Here is a 23,752-nt window from a genome sequence, read left to right on the forward strand (position 1 = left end):
CGCTGAGCCGCTCGGCGATGGCGGAGACGAACTGCTTGGTCTCGGCGTCCTTGGGCTTCTTGTCCTGCACCGTGCGCAGCGACTTCTCCGCCCCCGCGATGCGGGCCGACAGCTGGGCGCCGTGACCGGAGAACTGGCCGATCTGCGCCAGCGGAATGCCGAGTTGATCCGCGCGACGCTGATCGATGAGCGCGCGGGCCGCGACCGCCGCCCGGTAGATGAGCGGCGTGAGGATCGGCGCGAGCAACCGGGACACCGTCAGCACCCGGCGGATCCGCGTCGGTGAGAAGATCTTGCCCTCCCGCACGGCCTTGAGTTCGGCCTCCGCGACCTTCAGGGCGTTGCGGTCGCGGTCCCGTTGCGCCTTGATCTGCGCGCGCAGCGCCTTGCTCTCGGCCCGCTGAGCGGATTTGGCGCGGCGCACGGTGCAGGACAAGAAGCCCAAGGACGCCGAGACCAAGCAGTTCGTCTCCGCCATCGCCGAGCGGCTCAGCGACCTGTCGGCGGCGGTCACCGCCGCCGAGAACATGCCGGCCGCGCGCCGCCGGGCGGCCCACGCCGCGATCTCGACGCAGCTCGACGGGATCGAGGCGGATCTGATGGCCCGCCTCGGACTGAGCTGACCTCTCGCAGGAAAGGCGGCACTCCGGCATGCCCGTCCACCGCAGGTGGGTCTCACGCACGCTGACGGCGCTCGTTGCGGCGGCCGCCCTCTATCTCGGGTCGGCGGCCCAGCTGCCCGCCGCCTGGGCGCACGTGCACGCCAGCAGCGACAACGCGGTGCGCGGGGCCATGGCGATCGTCACGTTCCAGGTGCCCAACGAGTCGAACAACGGGGCGCTCACCACCGCGCTGACCGTCACCCTTCCCAACGTGCCGTCGGCGCGCACCGAAAGCCAGCCGGGCTGGACGGCCCGGCTCGACCGCGACGCCGCGTCGGGCACCGTGCGCTCGGTGACGTGGACCGCCGCCCTCACCGGCGGCATCGGGCCAGATCAATTCGCCCTGTTCCGGCTGTCGGTCAAGCTGCCCGACGCCGACACCGTCAGCTTCCCCGCCGCGCAGAGCTACTCCGACGGAACCGTCGTGAAGTGGGATCAGCCGCCGCTGCCGGACGGGAGCGAGCCGGAGCACCCGGTACCCACGCTCACCCTCGCCACCGGACCGGCGGCACCGCATCAACACCACGGCTCCCCCGGCCCCCCGCCGACCGGGCCCACTGTCGCCGATAACACCGCCCGGCTGCTGGGCGGCGCCGCTCTGGTGGTCGCCGCCGCGGGCATCGCGATGGCACTGATCCGCCGGCGGGCATGAAGCGCCTGGCGGTTGGCGCGTGCGTCGGCGTCATGTTCCTGATCGCCACGTTGACCGCGCCGGCCGCGTCGGCCCACGCCACCCGCTTGGCCACCGATCCCGCAGCCGATGCAGCGCTGGCGACGGGCCCGCAGCGGGTGAGCGCCACGTTCAACGAGCAGTTGCAAACCACGTTCGCCGCCATGACGGTGGTCGGGCCCGACGGCAACGTGTGGTCCACGGGAGAGCCCACGGTGCAGGGCGCGGTGGTCGGCATCGCCCTGCGGCCACTCGGGCCGGCCGGAACGTACGCGGTGAACTACCGCGTCACCTCCGCCGATGGCCACGTGGTGTCCGGATCATGGTCGTTTCGGCTCACGGTGCCCGGCACCGGCACGCCCGGTCCCCCCGCGGCGGCCCCGGCGGGCGGCGGTACCGTCCCGGTCTGGCCGTTCGTGGCCGTCGCAGTGGCGCTCGTCGCCGCCGGCGCCTGGTGGGCGGCGCGGGGTAGGCGCTGAGTACGGCCAGCGAGGCGCCCCGACGCGTCCTGGCATGATGGGACCTTGAACCCGGTGAGCCAGGGGAACGACGACAGAGGAAGCTCAAGGAGCGGCCGCATGGCAGACCCGCAGGACCCAACGAACAGCGCACCTGACGGCGCCGGCATCCCGCCGGAGAAGACACCGCCCGCCAAGGCGGTGAAGAAGACCGCGAAAGCGCCCGCCAAGAAGGCCCCTGCGAAGAAGGCGCCCGCCAAGAAAGCGCCGGCCAAAAAAGCACCCGCCAAGAAGGTGCCGGCCAAGAGCGCCGAACCGGCGCCCCCAAAGCCACCCGAACGCCCGGCCGAGCAGCCGCTCGACGTCGCACAGCGGGCCGAAAGCAACGGCGACCTCACGGCCGCCGCCAAAGATGCTGCCGCGCAGGCGAAATCCACCGTGGAGGCCGCCAACAATCCCGTCGCTCCCGCGATCGCCGGTCCTGCGGCGGGTCAGTCCCCGGTGCCCCTGATCGTTGCCCTGGCCGTCAGCCTGCTGGCCATCCTGCTCATTCGCCAGCTGCGTCGCCGCTGAACGGCGGACGTCTAACGTGTCAGAAGTGACGGTGTCATTCCGGCCGACGGCCGACCTCGTAGACAGCATCGGTCCCGACGTACGCAGCTGCGACGTGCAATTCCGCCAGTTGGGCGGCCGGACCGAATTCGCCGGCCCGATCAGCACCGTGCGGTGTTTTCAGGACAACGCGCTGCTGAAATCGATCCTCTCGGAGCCCGGCGGCGGCGGGGTTCTGGTCATCGACGGCCACGGTTCCCTGCACACCGCTCTGGTCGGCGACGTCATCGCCGAGTTGGCCCGTACCAACGGCTGGGCCGGGCTGATCGTCAACGGCGCCGTGCGCGACTCGGCCACGCTGCGGGGCATGGACATCAGCATCAAGGCGTTGGGTACCAATCCCCGCAAGAGCACCAAGACCGGTGCCGGCGAGCGCGACGTCGAGGTCACCCTGGGCGGGGTGACGTTCACCCCGGGCGAGATCGCCTACAGCGACGACGACGGAATCGTCGTCGTCGCCGCAGACTGACGCGCTAAACGGCCACCGGGGCAGGCTTTTTCGCGAACTTCAAGCCTTCATCGTCGACCCTGCCGCGCCGGATCGTGCGCATGTCGAAGAAGTAGTTCTGCTTGAGCCGCCACGGCGCCCGCGACCCCGACTTCGGCAGCAGGTGCATCGACCGCCGGAAGTAGCCGGGAGTGAAGTCCATGAACGGCAGCTCGTCGACATCGCTGCCCGGGTGCTGCGGCTCGACGAAGTCAAAGCCGTTGGCATCCATGTAGTTCAGCAATCGGCACACGAACTCCGAGACCAGGTCGGCCTTCAGCGTCCAGGACGCGTTCGTGTATCCGAAGGTGATCGCGAAGTTGGGCACACCGGAGAACATCAGCCCCTTGTAGGTCATCAACGAGGTCAGGTCGATGTCCTGGCCGTTGCGGGTCGGCTTCACCCCGCCCAGCAACTGCATGTTCAATCCCGTTGCGGTGACGATGATGTCGGCCGACAGTTCCTCACCCGAGGTGAGCTTGATGCCCGTCTTGGTGAACCGGTCGATGGTGTCGGTGACGACGTCGGCCTTGCCGTGCCGGATGGTCCGGAAGAAGTCGCCGTCGGGGGCCAGGCACAGCCGCTCGTCCCAGACGTTGTAGCGCGGACCGAAGTGCTTTTCGACGTCGTAGCCCTCCGGCAGGCGTCGCTGCGCCATCGTCATCAACGTCTTGCGCATGTAGCCCGGGGCCTTGCGGGACAGCTGGTACTGGAAAGTGCTGAACGCGATGGCCTTCCAGCGGTTGGCCATGTGCGCGAGGCGCTCGGGCAACAGCCGGTTGGCCTTCTCGGCGAACGGATCGACCCCGGGCAGCGACCCGATGTAGGTCGGCGAGCGCTGCAGCATGGTCACGTGGCCGGCGCCCGAGTTCACCAGGGCGGGAATCAGGGTGATCGCGGTGGCACCGGATCCGATCACGACGATCCGCTTGCCCGCGTAGTCGAGGTCCTCCGGCCAGTGCTGCGGGTGGACGATGGTGCCGCCGAAGTCCTCGGAGCCCGGGAAGGTCGGCGAGAACCCCTCGTCGTAGTTGTAGTAGCCGGTGCAGGCGAACAGGAACGAGCACGTGATCTCGCTTTGCCGGCCGTCACTCTCGACGGTCACGGTCCAGCGGTTGTCGTTGTCGGACCAGTCGGCGGCCACCACCCGGTGGCGGTAGCGGATCTTCGGCTCGATCTTGTTCTCGACGGCGGTCTCCTTGATGTAGGCCTTGATCGAGGCCCCGTCGGCGATGGACTTCGCCGAGCGCCAGGGCTTGAACCGGAAGCCCAGGGTGAACATGTCCGAGTCCGACCGGATGCCCGGGTACTTGAACAGGTCCCAGGTTCCGCCGAGGTCGGCGCGGCGTTCGAGGATGGCGTAGCTCTTTGTCGGGCAGCGTTCCTGCAGGTGCCAGGCCGCGCTCACGCCGGAGATGCCGGCGCCGACGATGAGGACGTCGAGGTGCTCAGTCATGAAGCCAACGCTATCAACACCGTGTTGAGCCAGTCAACACCGTGTCGAAACTCTCAACAGCGTGTAAAGTAGCGGCCGTGACTACCGTCGGTTCCGCCCGCACCCACCGGGGCCGGCGTTCGGCGCGCCCGTCCGGCGACGACCGTGAACTGGCCATCCTGTCCACCGCCGAACAACTGCTGCGGGAGCGCCCGCTCGCCGACATCTCCGTCGACGACCTGGCCAAGGGTGCCGGCCTGTCCCGGCCGACGTTCTACTTCTATTTCCCGTCCAAGGACGCGGTGCTGCTCACCCTGTTCGAACGGGTCATCATGCAGGCCGACTCCGCGCTTCAAACCATGGTCGCCAACCCGCCCGCCGACCTGAAAGCGTTGTGGCGCATCGGGATCAACGTGTTCGTCGAGACCTTCGGGGCGCATCGCGCGGTGTCACTGGCCGCCGACGCGGCGCGCAGTAATAAGGACGTCGACGACCTGTGGTCGCGCTTCATGCAGAAGTGGGTGGACCACATCACCACCGTGATCGAAGCCGAGCGCGCCCGCGGCGCGGCGCCGGTGACGCTGCCGGCCCGCAACCTGTCCGCGGCGCTGAACCTGCTCAACGAGAAGGTCATGCTCAGCTCGTTCGCCGACGCGCGGCCCTCGGTGCCCAGCGAGCAGTTACTCGACACGCTTGTGCACATCTGGGTCAGCAGCGTCTACGGCGACGCCTGCTGAAACTCAGCTATCGGCGCCCTGTGCGAACATATGTTCGTGCGGTGCGATACGTCCATCCTGCACGCGGACCTGGATTCCTTCTACGCGTCCGTCGAGCAGCGCGACGACCCCACCCTGCGGGGCCGACCGGTGATCGTGGGCGGCGGTGTGGTGCTGGCCGCGAGCTACGAGGCCAAGGCCTACGGCGTGCGCACGGCCATGGGCGGGTCGCAGGCGCGGCGGTTGTGCCCGCACGCCGTGGTGGTGCCGCCGCGGATGAGCGCCTATTCGCGCGCCAGTGACGCGGTCTTCGAGGTGTTCCGCGACTGCTCCCCGATCGTCGAGCCGCTGTCGGTGGACGAGGCCTTCCTCGACGTCGGCGGGCTACGTCGGGTCAGTGGCACGCCGGTCGCGATCGCCGAGCGGTTGCGCGCGGACGTGCGCGAGCGCGTCGGGCTGCCGATCACCGTCGGCGTCGCGCGCACCAAGTTCCTCGCCAAAGTCGCCAGCCAGGAGGCCAAGCCCGACGGGCTGTTGATGGTGCCGCCCGACCAGGAGCTGGCCTTCCTGCGGCCGCTGCCGGTGCGCCGGCTCTGGGGTGTGGGCGCGGTAACCGCCGAGAAGCTGCGTGCGCACGGCATCGTGACGGTCGCCGACGTCGCCGAGCTCAGCGAGTCCGCGCTGGGTTCCATGGTGGGCGGGGCGATGGGCCGCCAGTTGTACGCCCTGTCCCGCAATATCGACCGCCGCCGGGTGACCACCGGTGTCCGTCGCCGGTCTGTCGGCGCGCAGCGAGCGCTGGGTCGCGCCGGAAACACCCTGTCCGCCAACGAGATCGACGCCGTCGTGGTCAATCTGATCGACCGCATCACCGGCCGCATGCGCGCCGCCGGACGCACCGGCCGCACCGTGGTGCTGCGGCTGCGCTTCGACGACTTCGGCCGGGCGACCCGATCGCGCACCCTGCCGTGGGCCACGTCATCGACGGCGCCCCTGCTGGCCACCGCGCGCGGGCTGGTCGCGGACGCGGCGTCGCTGATCGCCCAGCGCGGCCTGACGCTAATCGGCTTCGCCGTGTCGGGCATCGACCGCAGCGGCTCCCAGCAGCTGATGCTGCCGTTCGGCGGCGATACCAATCGACTCGCCATCGACGCGGTGATCGACCGCGTGCGGGATCGGTACGGCAAGTCCGCCCTGACGCCCGCGGTTTTGGTCGGCCGCGATCCGGGTATAGAGATGCCGCACCTACCCGACTGACCCGTTTTCGGTGTTTATTCTAATTATTGTCTGCCACAACACTTTTCGATGATTTGAGGTTCATTTGAATCGGCGTTGCGACGCCGGTTGTGCGGCGGCCCGATTGCTAGGCTGGCGAAAACCCGACCTCGAAAGTGAGCAATTGAATCCGATGCCGCCGCAGCAATCCCGCGACACCGGCCTGCCCCACGAGGGTCTCGTGCTTGGTTACAGCGCGTTACTCGCCCTATCCGCGGGCTTCGTCAACGCCGTGGCGCTGCTGATTTTGGCGGTGCCCGTTGGCAATCTGACGGGGATCACCACGCAGCTGGGCATGCACACCGCCAACCCGTGGCTGTACGAAGGCCACGTGCTCGGCGCGATTTTTCTAGGCTTCCTGACGGGAGCGACCATCGCCGGGGCGATCCTGGCACCCACCGATGGTCTTGCCGGCCCACGCCATGCCGCCGTGCTCTTCCTCGAGGCAGGCTTGCTGGTGCTCGCCGCGGCCGGGGTCGAGGAGACCGTCGTCAGGGCACAGATCAACGCCCTCGGCATCGAGCAGACCGCGGTGCAGGCGTTGCTCGCCGCCGCGGCGCTCGGTCTGCAAAACGGGATGACGTCGAGCTTTCGCGGGATGGCGATCCGCACCACGCACTTCACCGGAACGGTCACCGACCTCGGGCTGATCCTCGGTCGCAGCCGGCTACACGGAATCAAGAACTGGAAAACGGCGATACTGGCGACGACCCTCGTGTTATTCGTCGGCGGCGGCGTGGCCGGGATCGCGTTCGGGGCTCAGCTGGGGGGTTACGCGTTGCTCATCCCGGCCGCGACCTGCGCGACGGTCGGCGCCGCCAACCTGCTGCAGGGCGCCGGACGCAGCGACGACGCACCGGTTCCCCAGGACGCCGAACCGGTGCAGGTCTGAGCGGCGGCTCAATTGGCGGTCCACTCCAGCAGCCGCTCGGCGGGCCAGGTGTTGACGATCCGGTCGACGGGCACACCCGCGTCCAGCGCGCGCTGGGCGCCATAGCCGAGGAAATCCAGCTGACCGGGCGCGTGCGCATCGGTATCGATGGTGAACACACAGCCGATCTCCAGCGCCAGGTTCAGCAGCCGGCTGGGCGGATCGCGCCGCTCGGGGCGGGAGTTGATCTCCACCGCCGTGCCGTGGTCGCGGCACGCGGTGAACACCGCCTCGGCGTCGAACTTGGATTCCGGCCGGATGCCGCGATTCCCGGAGACCAGCCGGCCGGTGCAGTGCCCCAACACGTCGGCGTGCGGGTTGGCCACCGCCCGCAGCATCCGCCGGGTCATCGCGGGCGCATCCATCGACAGCTTGGAGTGCACGCTGGCCACCACCACGTCGAGGCGCTCGAGCAGCTCGGGTTCCTGGTCGAGGCTGCCGTCGTCGAGGATGTCGACCTCGATCCCGGTGAGGATGCGCATCGGCGCGAACTTCTCCCGCAGGCCGTCGATCACGTCGAGCTGCTTGCGCAACCGCTCGGGTGAGAGCCCGTTGGCGATGGTCAGCCGCGGCGAATGGTCGGTCAACGCGCAGTACTCGTGCCCCAGCGCCGCCGCGCTGGCCATCATCTCCTCGATCGGCGCCGAGCCGTCCGACCAGTTGGAATGCAGATGCAGATCCCCGCGCAGCGCGGAACGGATGTCACCGCCGCCGAGATCCTCGGCACTGGAACGCAATTCGACGAGAAGATCGGGTTCGCGGCCGGACCACGCCTGGTCGATGACCTTCGCGGTCTTGGGGCCGATCCCCGGCAAGGACTGCCAGCTGTTGGCCTGGCCGTGCCGCTCGCGGGTCGCGTCGTCGAGGCCCTCGATGATGTCGGCCGCATTGCGGTAAGCCATCACGCGCCGGGGGTCGTGGCGGCTGCGGTCCTTGAAATAGGCGATCTGCCGTAACGCCGCTACCGGGTCCATGACTCCAGTGTGCCCGCGCGGTGATTGCAAGCGCGGCGAAGCCGGGCGCAGCAGGTCACCGCACGACCTCCGCGGTGATTGCAAGCGCGGCGAAGCCGGGCGCAGCAGGTCACCGCGCGATCTCCCCGCTTACAACAGCTGCCCGGCGACGAATCCGGCGAGCAGCACGCTGAATCCGCCGATCTCCCCGGCGATCAGCGCCGCCATCGCCAGCACGAGACGCCCGTCAGCGTTTTCGAACTGGTTGACGGTGTCGCGGCGCGCGCCGTGGCTGATGTAGGCGGCGATGGCGGCCACGAAGAAGAAGACGACCACCCCCGCCGCCGTCAGGTTCACCCAGACCGGCCAGGCGCTCAGTTGCACGAACACCGCGAGCAGCAGCGTCGCGAACGAATACAGCAGCGCCGCCCGATGCGCGATGTCGACGTAGGGATGCGCGAGGTGGTTCTCCGACGCCATCATCTCGCGGTATTTCCACACGCCCAGCACCAGCGCGAGCAGGAAGATCAGGCCCGCCGCCAGCAGGGTGATCTTGGTGTCCATTCCGAGGGAGCCGCAGACAGCAGTCATCGTGAGCTTGAGTTTAGTTGTCCTTCATAAACACCGACTAACGTCGACGGCATGCGATTCGCGTTCAAGACTTCCCCGCAGAACACCACCTGGGCACAGATGCTCGCCGTCTGGCAGGCGGCCGACGACATCGAGGTCTACGAGTCCGGGTGGACGTTCGACCACTTCTACCCGATCTTCTCCGACAGCAGCGGGCCCTGCCTGGAGGGCTGGACGACGCTGACCGCCCTCGCCCAGGCCACCAAGCGGCTCCGGGTGGGCACCCTGGTCACCGGGATCCACTACCGCCACCCCGCGGTCCTGGCCAACATGGCCGCCGCCCTCGACATCATTTCGAACGGACGGCTCGAGCTGGGCATCGGCGCCGGCTGGAACGAGGAGGAGTCCGGCGCCTACGGCATCGAACTGGGCAGTATCAAGGAACGCTTCGACCGCTTCGAGGAGGCGTGCGAGGTGCTGACCAGCCTGCTCAGCCAGGAGACCACCGACTTCGACGGCAAGTTCTACCAGCTCAAAGGCGCCCGCAACGAGCCCAAGGGCCCGCAGCGCCCGCACCCACCGATCTGCATCGGCGGCAGCGGGGAAAAGCGCACGCTGCGCATCACCGCGCGCTACGCCCAGCACTGGAATTTCGTGGGCGGTCCGCCCGACGTCTTCGCCCACAAGCGCGACGTGCTGGCATCGCACTGCGCGGACATCGGCCGCGACCCCAAGGAGATCACGCTCTCGGCCCACCTGCGCCTGGAGCCGGATCTGAATTACGGGAAGGTCATCGAGGACGCGGCCGGGCTGGCCGCCGAGGGCTTGGATCTGGGCATCGTCTACCTGCCGCCGCCGCACGACCCGGCCGTGCTCGAACCGCTCGCCGAGGCGATCCGCGACTCGGGCCTATGGGAGCGGTGACGACGCCTTTGGGGCCCGGCGGAAATCCCGCCGGGCGCATGTTGAGCAAACCCGCGGCGCGCCGCTGAGCGCGCCGAACGGGCGGTCACGCACCGAACAGCAGCAAGTCCTGGGGGGTCACCAAGCGTTCGTGCTTGGCCGGGAACTCCCGACTTTTGACCGGGTGACGCAACCATGACCAGGCGATTCGCCCCATCCGTGACTGAGGTAAAGGGTGGATATGCACAAGAATCTCTCCTGCGATCGGTCGTTCAACCGGGAAACCGGTGTGACCCCCATGTGAGCGGGCTCACAACGGGTTATTAGACACCCGGCGGCTGGCAAACAGTGGGAGACGCGCCGGACGAAGTCCGGCGTGTTTCTGGTGTGACTGGTGTTACTACTGAAGCGGTACCGCGGTGGGCTTGACCGGCGCCGGCAGCGCCGTCGACCCCATCAGGAAGCGGTCCGTCGCGGCCGCGGCCGCCCGCCCCTCAGCAATCGCCCAGACGATCAGTGACTGGCCACGACCCATGTCACCGGCAACGAAGACGCCCGGAACCGACGTGTCGAAATCGGCGCCGCGGGCGACGTTGCCCCGCTCGGTGAGCTTGACCTCGAGGTCGGTCAGCAGGCCCTCCTTCTCGGGGCCGACGAAGCCCATCGCCAGCAACACCAGGTCGACCTCGAGTTCGAATTCCGAACCCTCCACCTTGACGAACTTGCCGTCCTCCATGGTCACCTCGTGCGCCTTGAGCGCCGTCACGTGACCATCCTCGCCGACGAACTCCTCGGTGTTGACCGAGAACATCCGCTCGCCGCCCTCCTCGTGCGCCGAGGACACCCGGTACATCAGCGGGTAGGTCGGCCACGGGGTGGACGGGGCGCGCGTCTCCGGCGGCCGCGGCATGATCTCGAACTGGTGGATGACGGTCGCGCCCTGCCGATGGGCGGTGCCCAGGCAGTCGGCGCCGGTGTCCCCGCCGCCAATGATGACAACCTTCTTGTCCTTGGCGGTGATCGGCGGCTGCCCGTCGGGGCCCAGCACGTCGTCGCCCTCCTGCACGCGGTTACCCCACGGCAGATACTCCATCGCCTGGTGGATGCCGTCCAGTTCGCGGCCGGGGATGGGCAGATCGCGCCCTGCGGTGGCGCCGCCGGCCAGCACCACGGCGTCGAAGTCGGCGCGCAGCTGCTCGGCGGTGATGTCCACGCCGACGTTGACACCGGTGCGGAATTCGGTTCCCTCGGCCCGCATTTGGTCCAGCCGACGGTCCAGGACACGCTTTTCCATCTTGAATTCCGGGATGCCGTAGCGCAGCAGGCCACCGATGCGATCGGCCCGCTCGAAGACGGTGACGGTGTGGCCGGCGCGGGTCAGTTGCTGGGCGGCGGCCAGACCCGCCGGCCCGGAACCGACCACGGCGACCTTCTTGCCGGTCTTCTTCTCCGGCGGCAACGGTCGCACCCAGCCCTCGTCGAAGGCCTTGTCGATGATCTCCAGCTCGATCTGCTTGATCGTCACCGGGTCCTGGTTGATGCCAAGCACACAGGCCGGCTCGCAGGGGGCCGGGCACAGCCGCCCGGTGAAGTCCGGGAAGTTGTTGGTGGCGTGCAGCCGCTCGATGGCGTCGCGCCACCGGTCCCGGCGCACCAGGTCGTTCCACTCCGGGATCAGGTTACCCAGCGGGCAACCGTTGTGGCAGAACGGAATACCGCAATCCATGCAACGGGTCGCCTGCTCGCGCAGGGTCTCGTTGTCGAACTCTTCGTAGACCTCGCGCCAGTCGCGCAACCGCAGCGGGACAGGCCGACGCTTCGGCAGTTCCCGATGCGTGTATTTCAGGAAGCCGCTCGGATCAGCCATGCGCGGCCGCCATGATCGCCTTGTCCACATCCACGCCGTCGCGTTCCGCTTCGGCAATGGCCTGCAGCACCCGCTTGTAGTCCCGCGGCATCACCTTGGTGAAGTGCCGCCGGTGTTGCGCCCAGTCACCCAGAACGCGCTGACCGACAGCGGAATCGGTGGCATCAACGTGCGCCTGAATCATGCCGTGCAACCACTCGTAGTCATCGTCATCCAAGCTCTCGAGCTCGACCATCTCCGCGTTGAGATTGCCTGGGAATTCGCCCTGCGGGTCGTAGATGTAGGCCACGCCGCCGGACATGCCCGCCGCGAAGTTGCGGCCGGTGCGACCGAGGACGACAACCTTGCCGCCGGTCATGTATTCGCAGCCGTGGTCGCCGACGCCCTCGACGACGGCGTGCGCACCGGAGTTACGCACGGCGAACCGCTCGCCGACTACGCCGCGCAGGTACGCCTCGCCGCTGGTCGCGCCGAACAGGATCACGTTGCCGCCGATGATGTTGTCCTCGGCCACGTAGTCCGCCGGCGCGTCGTCCGACGGCCGCACCACGATCCGGCCACCGGACAGGCCCTTACCGACGTAGTCGTTGGCGTCGCCGTAGACGCGCAGCGTGATGCCCCGCGGCACAAACGCACCGAAGCTGTTGCCCGCCGAGCCGTCGAAGGTGATGTCGATGGTCCCGTCCGGCAACCCTTGGCCGCCATAGGCTTTGGTGACCTCGTGGCCGAGCATGGTGCCCACCGTGCGGTTGACGTTGCTGATGGTCGTGGAGAACCGCACCGGCTTCCCGGAGTCCAGCGCCTCGCGGCTCATCACGATCAACTGCTGATCGAGCGCCTTGTCCAGGCCGTGGTCCTGGCGCGAGCTGCAGTACAGGTCCTGGTTCATGAACGCCGATTCCGGCTCGTGCAGAACCGGGGCCAGGTCCAGCCGGTGCGCCTTCCAGTGGGCCCGGGCCAGCGTCATGTCCAAGGACTTCACCTGGCCGACGGCCTCATTGATCGTGCGGAAGCCCAACTGCGCCATGTATTCGCGCACCTCTTCGGCGATGAACATGAAGAAGTTCTCGACGAACTCGGGCTTGCCGGTGAAGCGTTCGCGCAGCACCGGGTTCTGGGTGGCCACCCCGACGGGGCAGGTGTCCAGGTGGCAGACCCGCATCATGATGCAACCGGAGACCACCAGCGGCGCGGTGGCGAAACCGAATTCCTCGGCGCCGAGCAGCGCGGCGATCATCACGTCGCGGCCCGTCTTGAGCTGACCGTCGACCTGAACCACGATCCGGTCGCGTAACCCGTTGAGCAGCAACGTCTGCTGCGTCTCGGCCAGCCCCAGCTCCCACGGCGCCCCGGCATGCTTCATCGAGGTCAGCGGGGTGGCACCGGTGCCGCCGTCGTGCCCGGAGATCAGCACCACGTCGGCGTGGGCCTTGGACACCCCCGCGGCCACCGTGCCGACGCCGTTCTCGGAGACCAGCTTGACGTGCACGCGCGCGGCCGGGTTGGCGTTCTTGAGGTCGTGGATCAGTTGCGCCAGGTCCTCGATGGAGTAGATGTCGTGATGCGGCGGCGGCGAGATCAGTCCCACGCCGGGCGTCGAGTGGCGCACCTCGGCAACCCACGGGTACACCTTGTGTCCCGGAAGTTGGCCGCCCTCACCGGGTTTCGCGCCCTGGGCCATCTTGATCTGGATGTCGGTGCAGTTAGTCAGGTAGTGCGACGTGACGCCGAACCGCCCGGAGGCGACCTGCTTGATCGAACTGCGCCGCCAATCACCGTTGGGATCGCGGTCGAAGCGCTTGACGTCCTCGCCGCCTTCACCGCTGTTGGAGCGGCCGCCCAGCCGGTTCATCGCAATGGCCAGCGTCTCGTGCGCCTCGGCGGAGATCGAGCCGTAGCTCATCGCCCCGGTCGAGAAGCGCTTGACGATTTCACTGGCGGGCTCGACTTCGTCCAGGGGAATCGGGGGATTGATCCCGGCCCGAAACTTCAGCAGGCCGCGCAGCGAGGCCATGCGCTCGCTCTGGTCGTCGACGAGGCGCGTGTAGTCCTTGAACACCTTGTACTGGCCGGTGCGGGTGGCGTGCTGCAGCTTGAAGACGGTCTCGGGGTTGAACAGGTGGTACTCGCCCTCGCGGCGCCACTGGTACTCCCCGCCCACCTCGAGCTCGCGGTGCGCCCGCTCGTCCGGGCGGTCCAGGTAGGCCAGCGCGTGCCGGGTGGCGACGTCCGCGGCGATGTCGTCCAGGGTGATACCGCCGATGGGACAGCTCAAGCCGGTGAAGTACTCGCTGAGCACGTCCTCGGAGATGCCGACCGCCTGGAACAGCTGGGCACCGGTGTAGGACGCCACAGTCGAAATGCCCATCTTGGACATCACTTTGAGCACGCCCTTGCCGGCGGCCTTGATGTAGTTGCTCAGCGCCGCCTTGCGGTCGATGCCCTCGATGACGCCGCGATCGAGCATGTCCTCGATGGACTCGAACGCCATGTAGGGGTTGATCGCCGCGGCGCCGAAACCGATCAGCGCGGCCATGTGGTGCACCTCGCGGGCGTCACCGGTTTCCACCACCAGCCCCACGTGGGTCCGGGTGCGGTCGCGCACCAGGTGGTGGTGCACCCCCGCCACCGCGAGCAACGACGGGATCGGCGCCATCCGCTCGTCGGATTCGCGGTCGGACAAGATGATCACGCGCGCGCCGTCGGCGATCGCCGCCGACGCCTGCGCGCGCACCTCCTCGAGCGCGGCGGCCAGCCCGGCACCGCCCTCGGCGACCGGGTACAGGCAGCGAATCACCTTGGAGCACATGCCATGTGGACGACCGTTGACCTCGTCATCGGGGTCGAGGTTGATCAGCTTCGCCAGCTCGCGGTTACGCAGAATCGGCTGCGGCAGCGCGATCTGGTGACACGAGCGCTCGGTCGGCGTGAGCAGGTCGCGCTCGCCGCCGGTGGTGCCCTGCAGGCTGGTCACCACCTCCTCGCGGATGGCGTCCAGCGGCGGGTTGGTCACCTGCGCGAACAGCTGCTGGAAGTAGTCGTAGAGCATCCGGGGTCGCTGCGAGAGCACCGCGACCGGGGTGTCGGTACCCATCGACCCGATCGGCTCCGCGCCGCTGCGCACCATGGGCGCCACCAAGAGGTTGAGTTCCTCGTAGGTATAGCCGAATATCTGCTGCCGCTTGACCAGTCGGTCGTGGGGCATCCGCTTGTAGTTGCCCTGCGGCAGGTCGTCGAGCGGGACCTGGTTCTTGTCCAGCCATTCCTGGTAGGGGTGCTCGGCGGCCAGCTCGGCCTTGATCTCCTCGTCGGAGACGATGCGGCCCTGCGCGGTGTCCACCAGGAACATGCGGCCGGGCTGCAACCGCATCCGGCGGACCACCTTGGCGGGGTCCAGATCCAGCACACCGGCCTCGGAGGCCATCACCACCAAGCCGTCTTCGGTGACCCAGATCCGCGAGGGGCGCAAGCCATTACGGTCGAGCACCGCGCCGATGATGGTTCCGTCGGTGAACGTGATCGACGCGGGGCCGTCCCACGGCTCCATCAACGAGGCGTGGTACTGGTAGAACGCCCGCCGCGCAGGATCCATCGACTCGTTGCGTTCCCACGCCTCGGGGATCATCATCAACACCGCATGAGCGAGGCTGCGCCCGCCCAGGTGCAGCAGTTCGAGCACCTCGTCGAAACGCGCGGTGTCGGACGCCCCCGGGGTACAGATGGGGAACAGCTTCTCGACGTCGGCTTCGGTTCCGAAGATGTCGGTCTTGATCAGCGCCTCGCGGGCCCGCATCCAGTTCTCGTTACCGGTGACGGTGTTGATCTCACCGTTGTGCGCGACGCGGCGGAACGGATGCGCCAGCGGCCACGACGGGAATGTGTTGGTGGAGAACCGGGAGTGCACGATGCCCAGCGCGCTGGTCAGCCGATCGTCTTGCAGGTCAAGGTAAAACGCCTTGAGCTGCGGGGTGGTCAGCATGCCCTTGTAGACGAACGTCTGACCGGAAAGGCTTGGGAAGTACACGGTTTCGCGGCCGGGACCGTCCTGACCGGGGCCCTTGGTGCCCAATTCGTGCTCGGCGCGCTTGCGCACCACGTAGGCGCGGCGTTCCAGCGTCATGCCGGACGCGCCGGCCATGAACACCTGCCGGAACGTGGGCATCGCGTCGCGGGACAAGGCGCCCAGCGACGAGTCGTCGATGGGCACGTTGCGCCAGCCCAGCACCGTCAGGCCCTCGGCCTCGGCGATCTTCTCCACGGCCGCACACGCGGTCGCGGCGTCCTTCGACGACTGCGGCAGGAACGCGATGCCGGTGGCGTAGCTGCCCGGCGGCGGCAATTCGAAGTCCACGACCTCACGCAGGAAGGCGTCCGGGACCTGCAGCATGATGCCGGCGCCGTCGCCACTGCGCGGCTCGGCGCCCTGGGCACCCCGGTGTTCGAGGTTCAGCAGCGCAGTGATTGCCTTGTCCACAATGTCGCGGCTACGGCGGCCGTGCATATCGACGACCATGGCAACCCCGCACGCGTCGTGCTCGAACGCGGGGTTGTATAACCCGACGCGCTTGGGCGTCATATGCACCTGACCCTTCACCTGAACGTTCTGCGCGGCCGTTAGCAGCGGCCCCGACGAGGTCGCACCCTTAGGTTGCGGGCTATGACCCCTTCGGTCTTGTCTCGATGGGCTGTGCCCCAGGCGGAGATACTCCTGTTAGGGACGTCCGTGCAGCTCTGAACGGTGGCCTGGAACCGGTCTCGACAAGTCGTAAAACGATATGACAATACCCGCCTGACATGCCAACTTCGTCAAGTCTAGCCGCCAGCTGGCAGCGTCGTAAATTTCGCTGCCGGCGGTGAACCCCAATTCTGCCCACCGCCGGGCCGGGGCGCCGAATTGGTTGCATAGCTGGGCCTATTCCAGGCGGCCCGGTGCGTCGGCAGGCCGCCATGTCAAGTTTGCTGGCGAGTGCGTACAGGCCCCTCGGAGAGGCCGCCGTCAGGGGTACTAGCGTGCTCAGCGGCCACCCCGTGGTCTCGTAAGGTTTCGCCAGCTCACGCGGGCGAGTTTGCAGGTTCGCGCATCCGGTGCCGCAGGAGATACTGGACGGGTATTGGTCAGACCCGGCGTCGCAGGCCGGACCGTGGCGCTTATCACGTCACGGCCGCGCCGCCGCCGGACCACCGGCACGACTGATCGACCGCCTGGCACCCGAGGAGCCCATGAACGAGCGCGACGAATTCCTGCGGGACCGTCTGCAGCCCGAGCGGCCTAACGCCCCGCGCCCGCCCGCTCCCTCCCCACAGCGACCCGCCGCGGCGCGCCCGCCGTCGGCTCCCCGGCGAGGACATGAAGACCCGCGGCATTGCGGCCCAGCCGCGCCACCACATCGCCGAAGGATCGCAGGTTCTTGTCGGCGGTCAGCTCCCAGAACGAGCCCGTCGACGCCGGATCGATCCGGCTGCTGAGCCGTCCGAACGCGGTGTCGGCGTCGATCGCGACGACGTGGTCTTGCCTGCGCAGCGCGGCGAACAGCGAGCCCACGCTCGCGGCCACCGACGTCTTGCCCACGCCCCCCTTGCCCAGCACGCCGACCTTGTAGTTGCCGTACAGGCGGGTCCGGATGGCCGCCTCGAACTGGGCCTCCTGTCGCTGGGCCGGCGACGGGCCCAGGTTGACCAGCCCGAAGGTGATCAGCCGCAGGACTCGTCGCCAACCGCGATCGGGTAGCTCTGCGGGCGCCTGCGGTGGCGCGGCGGCGGGCGGGGCCGGCTGGGGGGATGACACCGCGGGCGGCAGCCGGATCGATCCGGCGTCGACGGGCTCGTTCTGGGAGCTGACCGCCGACAAGAACCTGCGATCCTTCGGCGATGTGGTGGCGCGGCTGGGCCGCAATGCCGCGGGTCTTCATGTCCTCGCCGGGGAGCCGGCGTCGGGGCCGCGCCGCGTGCTCGATCCCGCGATCTACCGGGAAGCCGCGCTGCGACTGGACCGCCATTTCACGATCTCGGTCATCGACTGCGGTTCGACCATGGACGCGCCGCTCACCCAGGAGGTCCTGCGCGACCTCGATGCGCTGATCGTGGTGTCCTCCCCCTGGGCCGACGGCGCATCCGCAGCCGCGCGGACCATGGAGTGGCTGGCGGATCAGGGCCTGGCCGCGCTGTTGAGCCACACCATCGTGGTGCTCAACGATTCCGACGGTCATGCCGACAAACGCACCCGCGCGTTGCTCGCCCGCGAATTCACCGACCATGGCCGGCCGGTGATCGAAGTGCCCTTCGATCCCCACCTGCGGCCCGGCGGCGTGATCGACGTGGGTCACGAGATGGCCCCGGCCACGCGGCGCAAATTCCTCGAGATCACCGCGACCATCGCCGGATACTTCGCGGCGCGTCCGCACGGCGGCGCAGACCACGCGGGCATGCCGAACTAAGCCCGCGCCGACGGGTCGGCGATAGCCTCGATCTTCATGACCCGGGCCCCGCGGATCGTCAGCACGATGACGGCGAACAGGCGGCGCTCGCTGAAGGCCAGCAGCACCGGTCCCCCGACGGGGCCGCTGACCAGGGTCACGTCCGGCCACAGGTAGCGCAACAGGTTGGTGGCCACCGCATCTGGCCCGTGGTTGATCTGCTGTGGCGGCGCCGGGTCCGCGAGGATGGTGCCCACGCCCCACACCGTCGGATCCAGGACGGCGGCCAACGCTTCGAGGTCACCGTTGGCGCATGCGGTGATGAACTTCTCGGTCACCAATTGGTGTTCGGCCGAGGCGACTTCACTCAATTTCGGTTGTGCCGCATGGAATTTCGTGCGCGCCCTGCGCGCCAGCTGGCGGCAGGTGCCGACCGGGCGGCCCACGGTCTGCGAGATCGTGTCGAACGGGACGCCGAACACGTCGTGCAGCACGAAGGCGACCCGCTCAGCGGGGCTGAGCCTGCGCAGGACTTCGAGCAGGGCGGTGCGGATCTCGTCGTCGAGCGTGACCCGGTCGGCCGGGTCGAAGCGGCCTGGCGCCGGTTGCTCGGCAACCTCTCCGGGCCGTTCGTATCGGGCGCGGGCCGAACGCACCTGGTCCAGGCACAGCCGGCTCGCCACCACGGTCAGCCAGCCCCGGGCGTCCTCGATCTCGCTCACGTCGGCGCGCGAGAATCGCAAAAAGGCCTCTTGCGCAACGTCTTCCGCGTCGCCGATGTCGCCCAGCATCTGGTAGGCGAGGTTGACCAGGTATGGGCGGTGCCGACGCCAGGCCTCGCCGACCTGGTCGCCGGTGGACTGCGACTGGTTCATGACTCTTCGACGATCTGCTGGGGCGAAAAGTTACACGTTCTGCCGGGTAACTTTCCCACCTTTTGCCTCGTCGTTTCTCCCAGTGCACAAAGTTCACGGAAAGGATGCCCATCATGACCATCGTCGTCACCGGTGCGACCGGCAACGTCGGACGCCCACTCGTCACCGAACTGCTGGCCGCGGGAGCCCGCGTGCGGGCGGTCACCCGGCAACCGGGGCCGGCCGGATTCCCCCCCGAGGTGGAGGTATTCGGCTCGGCCGCCGAGGCGCTACCCGGTGCCTCCGCGGTCTTCCTGAATTCGCGGGCGCTGGGTGCGCAACTCGAAGACGTGGTGGCCCGGTGCGGGCCCGCCGGTGTCAGCAAGCTGGTGGCGTTGTCGGCGATCAACGCCGACGACGACGTCGCCCGGCAGCCGTCCCGGTTCCGCGGCGACCGCAATCGGGAGGTCGAGCGCCTCGCCGTCGACTCCGGTTTGGACTGGGTCAGCCTGCGGCCCACGGTGTTCGCCACCAACTTCGCCGGAATGTGGTCGGCGCAGATCCGCGCCGGCGACGTCGTCGCCGGACCCTACGCCGCGGCATCGGCCGCCCCGATCGTCGAGAGCGACATCGCCGGCGTCGCGGCGCACGCTCTGCTCACCGACGAGCTTGCCGGGCAACGCATCCCGTTGACCGGTCCGCAGGCCTTCACCAACGCCGAGCTGGTCGAGGTCATCGGCGCCGTCCTGAGCCGGCCGCTGCAGTACCTCGAGATCCCCGCCGATGCCGTGCGGCAACGATTCGTCGGGTTGGGCTTCAGCGCCGGATTCGCCGACGCCTACCTCGCCATGCAGGCCGAGACGCTCGACAACCCGGCCCTGGTCACCCACGACGTGGAGAAGATTCTCGGTCGGCCGGCAGTCCCGTTCGCGCACTGGGTTTTCCAACACCGAGCGATGTTCAGCAACGAGAAACAAGGAGTCTGAGATGACCGATCCACGCCCCCCGCGCTACCTCAAGCCCATGAACAAGTTCATGATGGCGGTCCAACGGTTGGGCATCCCGACGGGGCCCGCCATGGTGCTCACCGTGCCCGGCCGCAAGTCGGGCCAACCGCGCCGAACCCCGATGACGCCCTTCAACTTTCGGGGCGGCCTCTACGTCGTGGCCGGTTACCCCGGCGCCGACTGGGCCGCGAATGCGCGGGCGGCCGGCACCGGCACGCTGAGCCGCGGCCGACGGTCACGCCCGGTGCGGATCGTCGAACTCTCCGCCAGCGAGGCGCGACCGGTGCTGCGCGCCTTCCCCACCGAGGTCCCGGTCGGGGTGGCCTTCGCCAAACGTTCGGGCATGGTGCGGGACGGCACCCCCGACGAGTTCGAGGCCCTGGCGGGTCGGTTGGCCGTTTTCCGCTTCGAACCGGCCTAGCCGCGTCACCAGACGATGGCCGCCATGTCGCGGTTGTCCGAGCACACGCTGCGCACCGCGGCCTGGATGTCGGCCGAGGTGATGATCTGCAGATCCTCGACCGTCACCGGTTGACCCGCCCGCTTTTGCGCCACCACCCGGGTGTCGCGGAAACCCTCGGCGCGCTCCACGACGTTGCGGGCGAACCTACCGTTCTGCATGGCGTCGATGCCGTGGCGTCCACCCGGGGTGGTGTAGTTGCGGATCGTCGTCGCCGCGTCCAGGAACGTTTCTTTGGCGCCATCGTCGAGCAGGCTGGCGCGCGGCGTGGCGTAGCGGTGCGCGATCTCGACGATCTCCGCCGGCGAATAGGACTCGAAACGCAGCTTGCGGTTGAACCGGCCGGCCAAACCCGGGTTCACGGTGAGGAAGGCGTCCACCTGATCTTCGTAGCCCGCCCCGATGAAGCAGAAGTCGAACCGGTGCACCTCCAGCGCCACCAGGAGCTGGTTGACGGCCTCCATGCCGATCATGTCGGGCGTGCCGTCCTGATGACGCTCGATCAGCGAGTAGAACTCGTCCATGAAAATGATTCGGCCCAGCGACTTTTCGATCAGCTCGTTGGTTTTGGGCCCCGATTCGCCGATGAAGTGGCCGCAGAAATCCGACCGGCGCACCTCGCGGATCTCGGGGTGGCGCACGATCCCCATGCCGGCATAGATCTTGCCCAGCGCCTCGGCGGTGGTCGTCTTACCGGTACCGGGCGGACCCACCAGCAGCATGTGGTTGGTCTGACCCTCCACCGGCAGGCCATGCTCGAGCCGCATCATCCGCACTTCGAGTTGGTCCTCCAGCGCCGCGACCGCTTGCTTGACCGCGGCCAGTCCCACCTGCTTGGCCAGCAGCTTGCGGCCCTCGGCCAACAGCTCGGCGCGCACGTCGGCGGCGGCGGCGTCGTCGAGTTCGTCGCGGCTCTTGGCCGACGAGGCGTCCCATCGATCGGTGCGGCTGTTGATGGTTTCCTCGTCGGTGACCACCAGGTGCAGGTTCGGGTCGGCCAGTGCCTCTTTGGCCGCCTCGGTCAGGACGCCGTTGATGGTGGCCTTGGACAGCCAGATCTGGGCCTTGTCCTCCTCGCGCAGCTGACGGTGCACCATCCCCCGCACATAGGCCAGATCGGCGACCAGCAGCGGAATGTCGGCCGGTCCGATCGACGCGGTCAGCACATCGGCGTCGAAGCGCGACGACGACTGGGTGTGCCCGATCACGTCGACGCGGTCCAGCCAGTCCAGCGCCACCCGGCCCTGTCCGAGGTGGGCGGCGGCATGGGCGGCCAGCGCGCAGATCGACGCGGTCACCGCCGACATGACGATGGCCTGGGCGGGCAACTCGTCGGCGGCGGCCAGCAATACGTCCGGCCAGCGTTGGGTCCGGTACATCAAGAACGTGCGGGCCAGCTGGTGCCACTGATAGTTGGTCCAGGAATCGAGCAGGTCACGGTTGGCCAGCAACCGGTCCGCCTCGGCGTACTCCCCGGCGATCGTCAACGCGGACGCCAACGCCAGCCCCACCTGTGACGCGTCGGTGACGGTGATGCCGATGTAGGGACCCAGCTGGATCTCGGCGGCCAGCGTCTGCCCGATGCGCGTGGTCTCGCGGTGCAGCCATTCGCTGGTGGCGTAGAGCTGCCGCAACGACGCCAGGTCGTTGTCACCGCACGCGATGCGCCCCAACCAGGCGTCGGCCATCGACGGGTCGGCGTCGGTGGCAGCGACGAACTCCGGCAGCGCCGCCGCCCGGCCCTGCCGGCTCTTGATCGCCATGGCACGATCGAAATGCCTTCGGGCGGTTTGCAAATCACCCATCACAACCCCTCGCGGCACTGCGCTCATCACACCGTGCCTCAAACTCGTGTTTCTGACCTGCTACGTGCCGACCGAGATGCCCACCGGCTCGAGACTGACGTAGCGGTTCTCGGCGCGGAACATGTCCATCTCGACGAGCCAATTCTCTCCTGCTGCACTGACGTTGACCACCGCCGGCCCGAGTTGCTCGATGATCACCTCGAAGCCGTTCCGATGCGCCTCGGAGAGCTGGGCCCCCGCGGGGGCGATGGTGATCACCGTCGCCGGTCGCGGGGTCGGGGAGATCGCCGCCTCGATACCGCCGCCCTCGAGCGCGCCCGCGCCGCCCCCCCGTCGCGGGGCGTACTCGACGACGCTGACGGTGGTCCGCGGTGCGGGACGCGGGCTGTTGACCACGCTGATCTCCGGCATGCGCACGCTGATCCAGCGCGACATGTCGCGGGTGTGCACGCACACCCGTTCGCCGGCGCCGGCGGTCCGGATCACGATCCGCTTGGCGATCGGGTCGTCGGCGGCGACGAACACGCGCGACAGCTCACCGGCGTCGGTGACCGGCACCAGCAGCCGGTCACCGTTGCTGAGCTTGCCGATCAGCACGCCCGATGGTCCGATCTCGGTGATCAGCTCGGCCGGCAACGGGCTGCGCCGCAATCCACGCAGGTGCGGACGGGGGCCACACATGTTCGCGGCCGCCGCGGCGGCCTGCTCGCCGTTGAGCCGGCGCAGGATGACGCTGGGCGGCGTCGGTGCCGGCGTGGGTGTGCGCACGGTGATGGTGGCGGTGCACGTGGCGTCCGGGAAGACGGTCACGTTCTGGATGACCTCGTCGGCGCGCAGCGTCCACGCCTGCGAGAGGTTGCGTGACGTGATCGCCTCGGCCGGATACGCATAGGTGGTCATCCAACCCGCTTCTCCGCGTATGGCTTTCCACCGCTGCACGGTGCCCGACACCGCGTCCCACCCCAGCCGGCGGTCGAGCTCGACGAGGTCGGTGGCGGTGGCCACCTTGGCGCGCAGCCCCTGGCAGCGCAACAGTCCGGCGATGCGTTGTGCGACCGAAATGGCCGCCGCGCCAACGGTCGTGCGCCAGAACAGGGCTTGGGCGTTGTCGATCACCGCCAGCCGCATGATCAGCCACGTCTCACGCCGGCCCGCGTAGGGCGGGGTTCCGATCTCGGAGTCGTAGACACGCGGAAAGTCCCCGATAGTGCCGTGCCGGGAGCCGATGGTGACCACGCTGATCGAATCGAGCTGCAGGCCAAGCGCCTGGCGCAGCATCGGCACCAATTCGACGATGTCCAACACGTTTTCGGTCTCGACGCTCACCGAGCCGGTCACCCTCGTGGCTCGGTGACCTCTGCCCAGCAACTGCACCGCGACGACGGCGACACCGTCTTGGACGCGGACGCCGCCACCGGATCGGTTGTTGGCCACGGTGATCGGGGCCGTCCAGTCGATCGGGCGCCGGCCACGCCGCCACAACACCGCCCGACCACCGGGCCCGCAACATCGCCATCGGGTTCCTGGGGACCGTCGCCGCCGGCGTGCTCGTGTTCGCGATCGCGGCCCGGTTGCGGAGGGCCCGATGAGGCCCGACCTGACCGGCTTCAGCCGCGGCAGCAATCGCCGGGTGGTTGGCGTGTGGGTGGTGTTCCTGCTCGGCTTCGCCGGCTG

Annotated in this window: 18 protein-coding genes and 4 pseudogenes; 12 read left to right on the forward strand and 10 right to left on the reverse strand. The window is 68.4% G+C overall.

Annotated elements, in window-relative coordinates; translation table 11 throughout:
* Positions 1–421, reverse strand: a pseudogene (locus A5646_RS21185) (DUF6474 family protein); the annotation flags it as partial.
* On the opposite strand from A5646_RS21185, the pseudogene A5646_RS21190 reads away from it, so the two are divergent.
* The 5 genes and pseudogenes from A5646_RS21190 to rraA all read left to right on the forward strand — a co-directional run.
* A pseudogene (locus tag A5646_RS21190) lies at positions 420–623 on the forward strand (DUF6474 family protein); the annotation flags it as partial. The pseudogenes A5646_RS21185 and A5646_RS21190 sit on opposite strands and share 2 nt — an antisense overlap.
* Positions 624–651: 28 nt before the next feature.
* Positions 652–1,314, forward strand: a complete 663-nt coding sequence (locus tag A5646_RS21195; protein ID WP_067024005.1) for a YcnI family protein — start codon at positions 652–654, stop codon at positions 1,312–1,314.
* Positions 1,311–1,811: a copper resistance CopC family protein gene (locus tag A5646_RS21200; protein ID WP_067024008.1), complete on the forward strand. Its 501-nt coding sequence runs from the start codon at positions 1,311–1,313 to the stop codon at positions 1,809–1,811. The genes A5646_RS21195 and A5646_RS21200 overlap by 4 nt, the downstream gene beginning before the upstream one ends.
* A 99-nt stretch (positions 1,812–1,910) precedes the next feature.
* Positions 1,911–2,363 (forward strand): nucleoid-structuring protein H-NS, encoded by a 453-nt coding sequence (locus A5646_RS30290; protein WP_067024012.1) that lies wholly within the window; start codon positions 1,911–1,913, stop codon positions 2,361–2,363.
* Positions 2,364–2,388: 25 nt separating this feature from the next.
* On the forward strand, positions 2,389–2,871 hold the full coding sequence (gene rraA, locus A5646_RS21210; RefSeq protein WP_067024014.1) for a ribonuclease E activity regulator RraA: 483 nt from the start codon (positions 2,389–2,391) through the stop codon (positions 2,869–2,871).
* A 4-nt stretch (positions 2,872–2,875) separates the two neighbouring features.
* Here rraA and A5646_RS21215 read toward each other — a convergent pair whose 3' ends face one another.
* A complete protein-coding gene (locus tag A5646_RS21215; protein ID WP_066881711.1) occupies positions 2,876–4,345 on the reverse strand; it encodes an NAD(P)/FAD-dependent oxidoreductase in 1,470 nt (489 codons plus the stop codon).
* Positions 4,346–4,422: 77 nt separating this feature from the next.
* Here A5646_RS21215 and A5646_RS21220 point away from each other — a divergent pair, with 77 nt between their 5' ends.
* The 3 genes from A5646_RS21220 (at position 4,423) to A5646_RS21230 (ending at position 7,207) form a co-directional block, all read left to right on the forward strand.
* A complete protein-coding gene (locus tag A5646_RS21220; RefSeq protein ID WP_066881709.1) occupies positions 4,423–5,061 on the forward strand; it encodes a TetR/AcrR family transcriptional regulator in 639 nt (212 codons plus the stop codon).
* A 30-nt stretch (positions 5,062–5,091) separates the two neighbouring features.
* Positions 5,092–6,297 carry a DNA polymerase IV gene (gene dinB / locus A5646_RS21225; RefSeq protein ID WP_067024017.1) on the forward strand — a complete coding sequence of 402 codons (1,206 nt, stop codon included), beginning with the start codon at positions 5,092–5,094 and terminating at the stop codon, positions 6,295–6,297.
* 151 nt (positions 6,298–6,448) lie between these two features.
* Positions 6,449–7,207: a YoaK family protein gene (locus A5646_RS21230; protein ID WP_231997924.1), complete on the forward strand. Its 759-nt coding sequence runs from the start codon at positions 6,449–6,451 to the stop codon at positions 7,205–7,207.
* 8 nt (positions 7,208–7,215) lie between these two features.
* On the opposite strand, the gene A5646_RS21235 is transcribed toward A5646_RS21230, so the two are convergent.
* Positions 7,216–8,220 carry a PHP domain-containing protein gene (locus A5646_RS21235; RefSeq protein ID WP_067024020.1) on the reverse strand — a complete coding sequence of 335 codons (1,005 nt, stop codon included), beginning with the start codon at positions 8,218–8,220 and terminating at the stop codon, positions 7,216–7,218.
* Positions 8,221–8,349: 129 nt separating this feature from the next.
* On the reverse strand, positions 8,350–8,790 hold the full coding sequence (locus A5646_RS21240) for a hypothetical protein (RefSeq protein WP_067024023.1): 441 nt from the start codon (positions 8,788–8,790) through the stop codon (positions 8,350–8,352).
* Between the two features lie 51 nt (positions 8,791–8,841).
* Between A5646_RS21240 and A5646_RS21245 the strand changes: the two genes are divergently transcribed.
* Entirely contained in the window at positions 8,842–9,693 is an 852-nt protein-coding gene (locus A5646_RS21245) for an LLM class F420-dependent oxidoreductase (RefSeq protein WP_066881735.1), read from the forward strand.
* Positions 9,694–10,072: 379 nt separating this feature from the next.
* Here A5646_RS21245 and A5646_RS21250 read toward each other — a convergent pair whose 3' ends face one another.
* From A5646_RS21250 to A5646_RS21265, 3 genes are all read right to left on the reverse strand, one after another.
* Entirely contained in the window at positions 10,073–11,539 is a 1,467-nt protein-coding gene (locus A5646_RS21250; RefSeq protein ID WP_067024027.1) for a glutamate synthase subunit beta, read from the reverse strand.
* On the reverse strand, positions 11,532–16,115 hold the full coding sequence (gene gltB / locus A5646_RS21255; protein WP_067024030.1) for a glutamate synthase large subunit: 4,584 nt from the start codon (positions 16,113–16,115) through the stop codon (positions 11,532–11,534). The genes A5646_RS21250 and gltB overlap by 8 nt, the downstream gene beginning before the upstream one ends.
* Before the next feature lie 693 nt (positions 16,116–16,808).
* Complete coding sequence (locus A5646_RS21265; RefSeq protein ID WP_369806978.1) at positions 16,809–17,324, reverse strand: hypothetical protein; 516 nt, start codon at positions 17,322–17,324, stop codon at positions 16,809–16,811.
* Between A5646_RS21265 and A5646_RS21270 the strand changes: the two are divergent.
* Positions 17,320–17,973: pseudogene (locus A5646_RS21270) on the forward strand (MinD/ParA family protein); the annotation flags it as partial. The gene A5646_RS21265 and the pseudogene A5646_RS21270 overlap by 5 nt on opposite strands.
* Here the strand turns inward: A5646_RS21270 and sigI are convergent.
* On the reverse strand, positions 17,970–18,827 hold the full coding sequence (sigI, locus tag A5646_RS21275; RefSeq protein ID WP_067024037.1) for an RNA polymerase sigma factor SigI: 858 nt from the start codon (positions 18,825–18,827) through the stop codon (positions 17,970–17,972). The pseudogene A5646_RS21270 and the gene sigI sit on opposite strands and share 4 nt — an antisense overlap.
* 113 nt (positions 18,828–18,940) lie before the next feature.
* On the opposite strand from sigI, the gene A5646_RS21280 reads away from it, so the two are divergent.
* Positions 18,941–19,792 (forward strand): NAD(P)H-binding protein, encoded by an 852-nt coding sequence (locus tag A5646_RS21280; protein ID WP_067024040.1) that lies wholly within the window; start codon positions 18,941–18,943, stop codon positions 19,790–19,792.
* Between the two features lies 1 nt (position 19,793).
* A complete protein-coding gene (locus A5646_RS21285) occupies positions 19,794–20,234 on the forward strand; it encodes a nitroreductase family deazaflavin-dependent oxidoreductase (RefSeq protein ID WP_066870112.1) in 441 nt (146 codons plus the stop codon).
* Positions 20,235–20,239: 5 nt separating this feature from the next.
* Here A5646_RS21285 and eccA2 read toward each other — a convergent pair whose 3' ends face one another.
* The gene (gene eccA2 / locus A5646_RS21290) at positions 20,240–22,078 is read right to left on the reverse strand and encodes a type VII secretion system ESX-2 AAA family ATPase EccA2 (protein WP_197499471.1); all 1,839 of its coding nucleotides are present in this window, start codon (positions 22,076–22,078) and stop codon (positions 20,240–20,242) included.
* Between the two features lie 60 nt (positions 22,079–22,138).
* Positions 22,139–23,566 (reverse strand): annotated as a pseudogene (eccE, locus tag A5646_RS21295) (type VII secretion protein EccE); the annotation flags it as partial.
* Between the last annotated feature and the right edge of the window lie 186 nt (positions 23,567–23,752).

The organism is Mycobacterium sp. 1245499.0, assembly GCF_001673615.1.
Lineage (GTDB): Bacteria > Actinomycetota > Actinomycetes > Mycobacteriales > Mycobacteriaceae > Mycobacterium > Mycobacterium europaeum_A.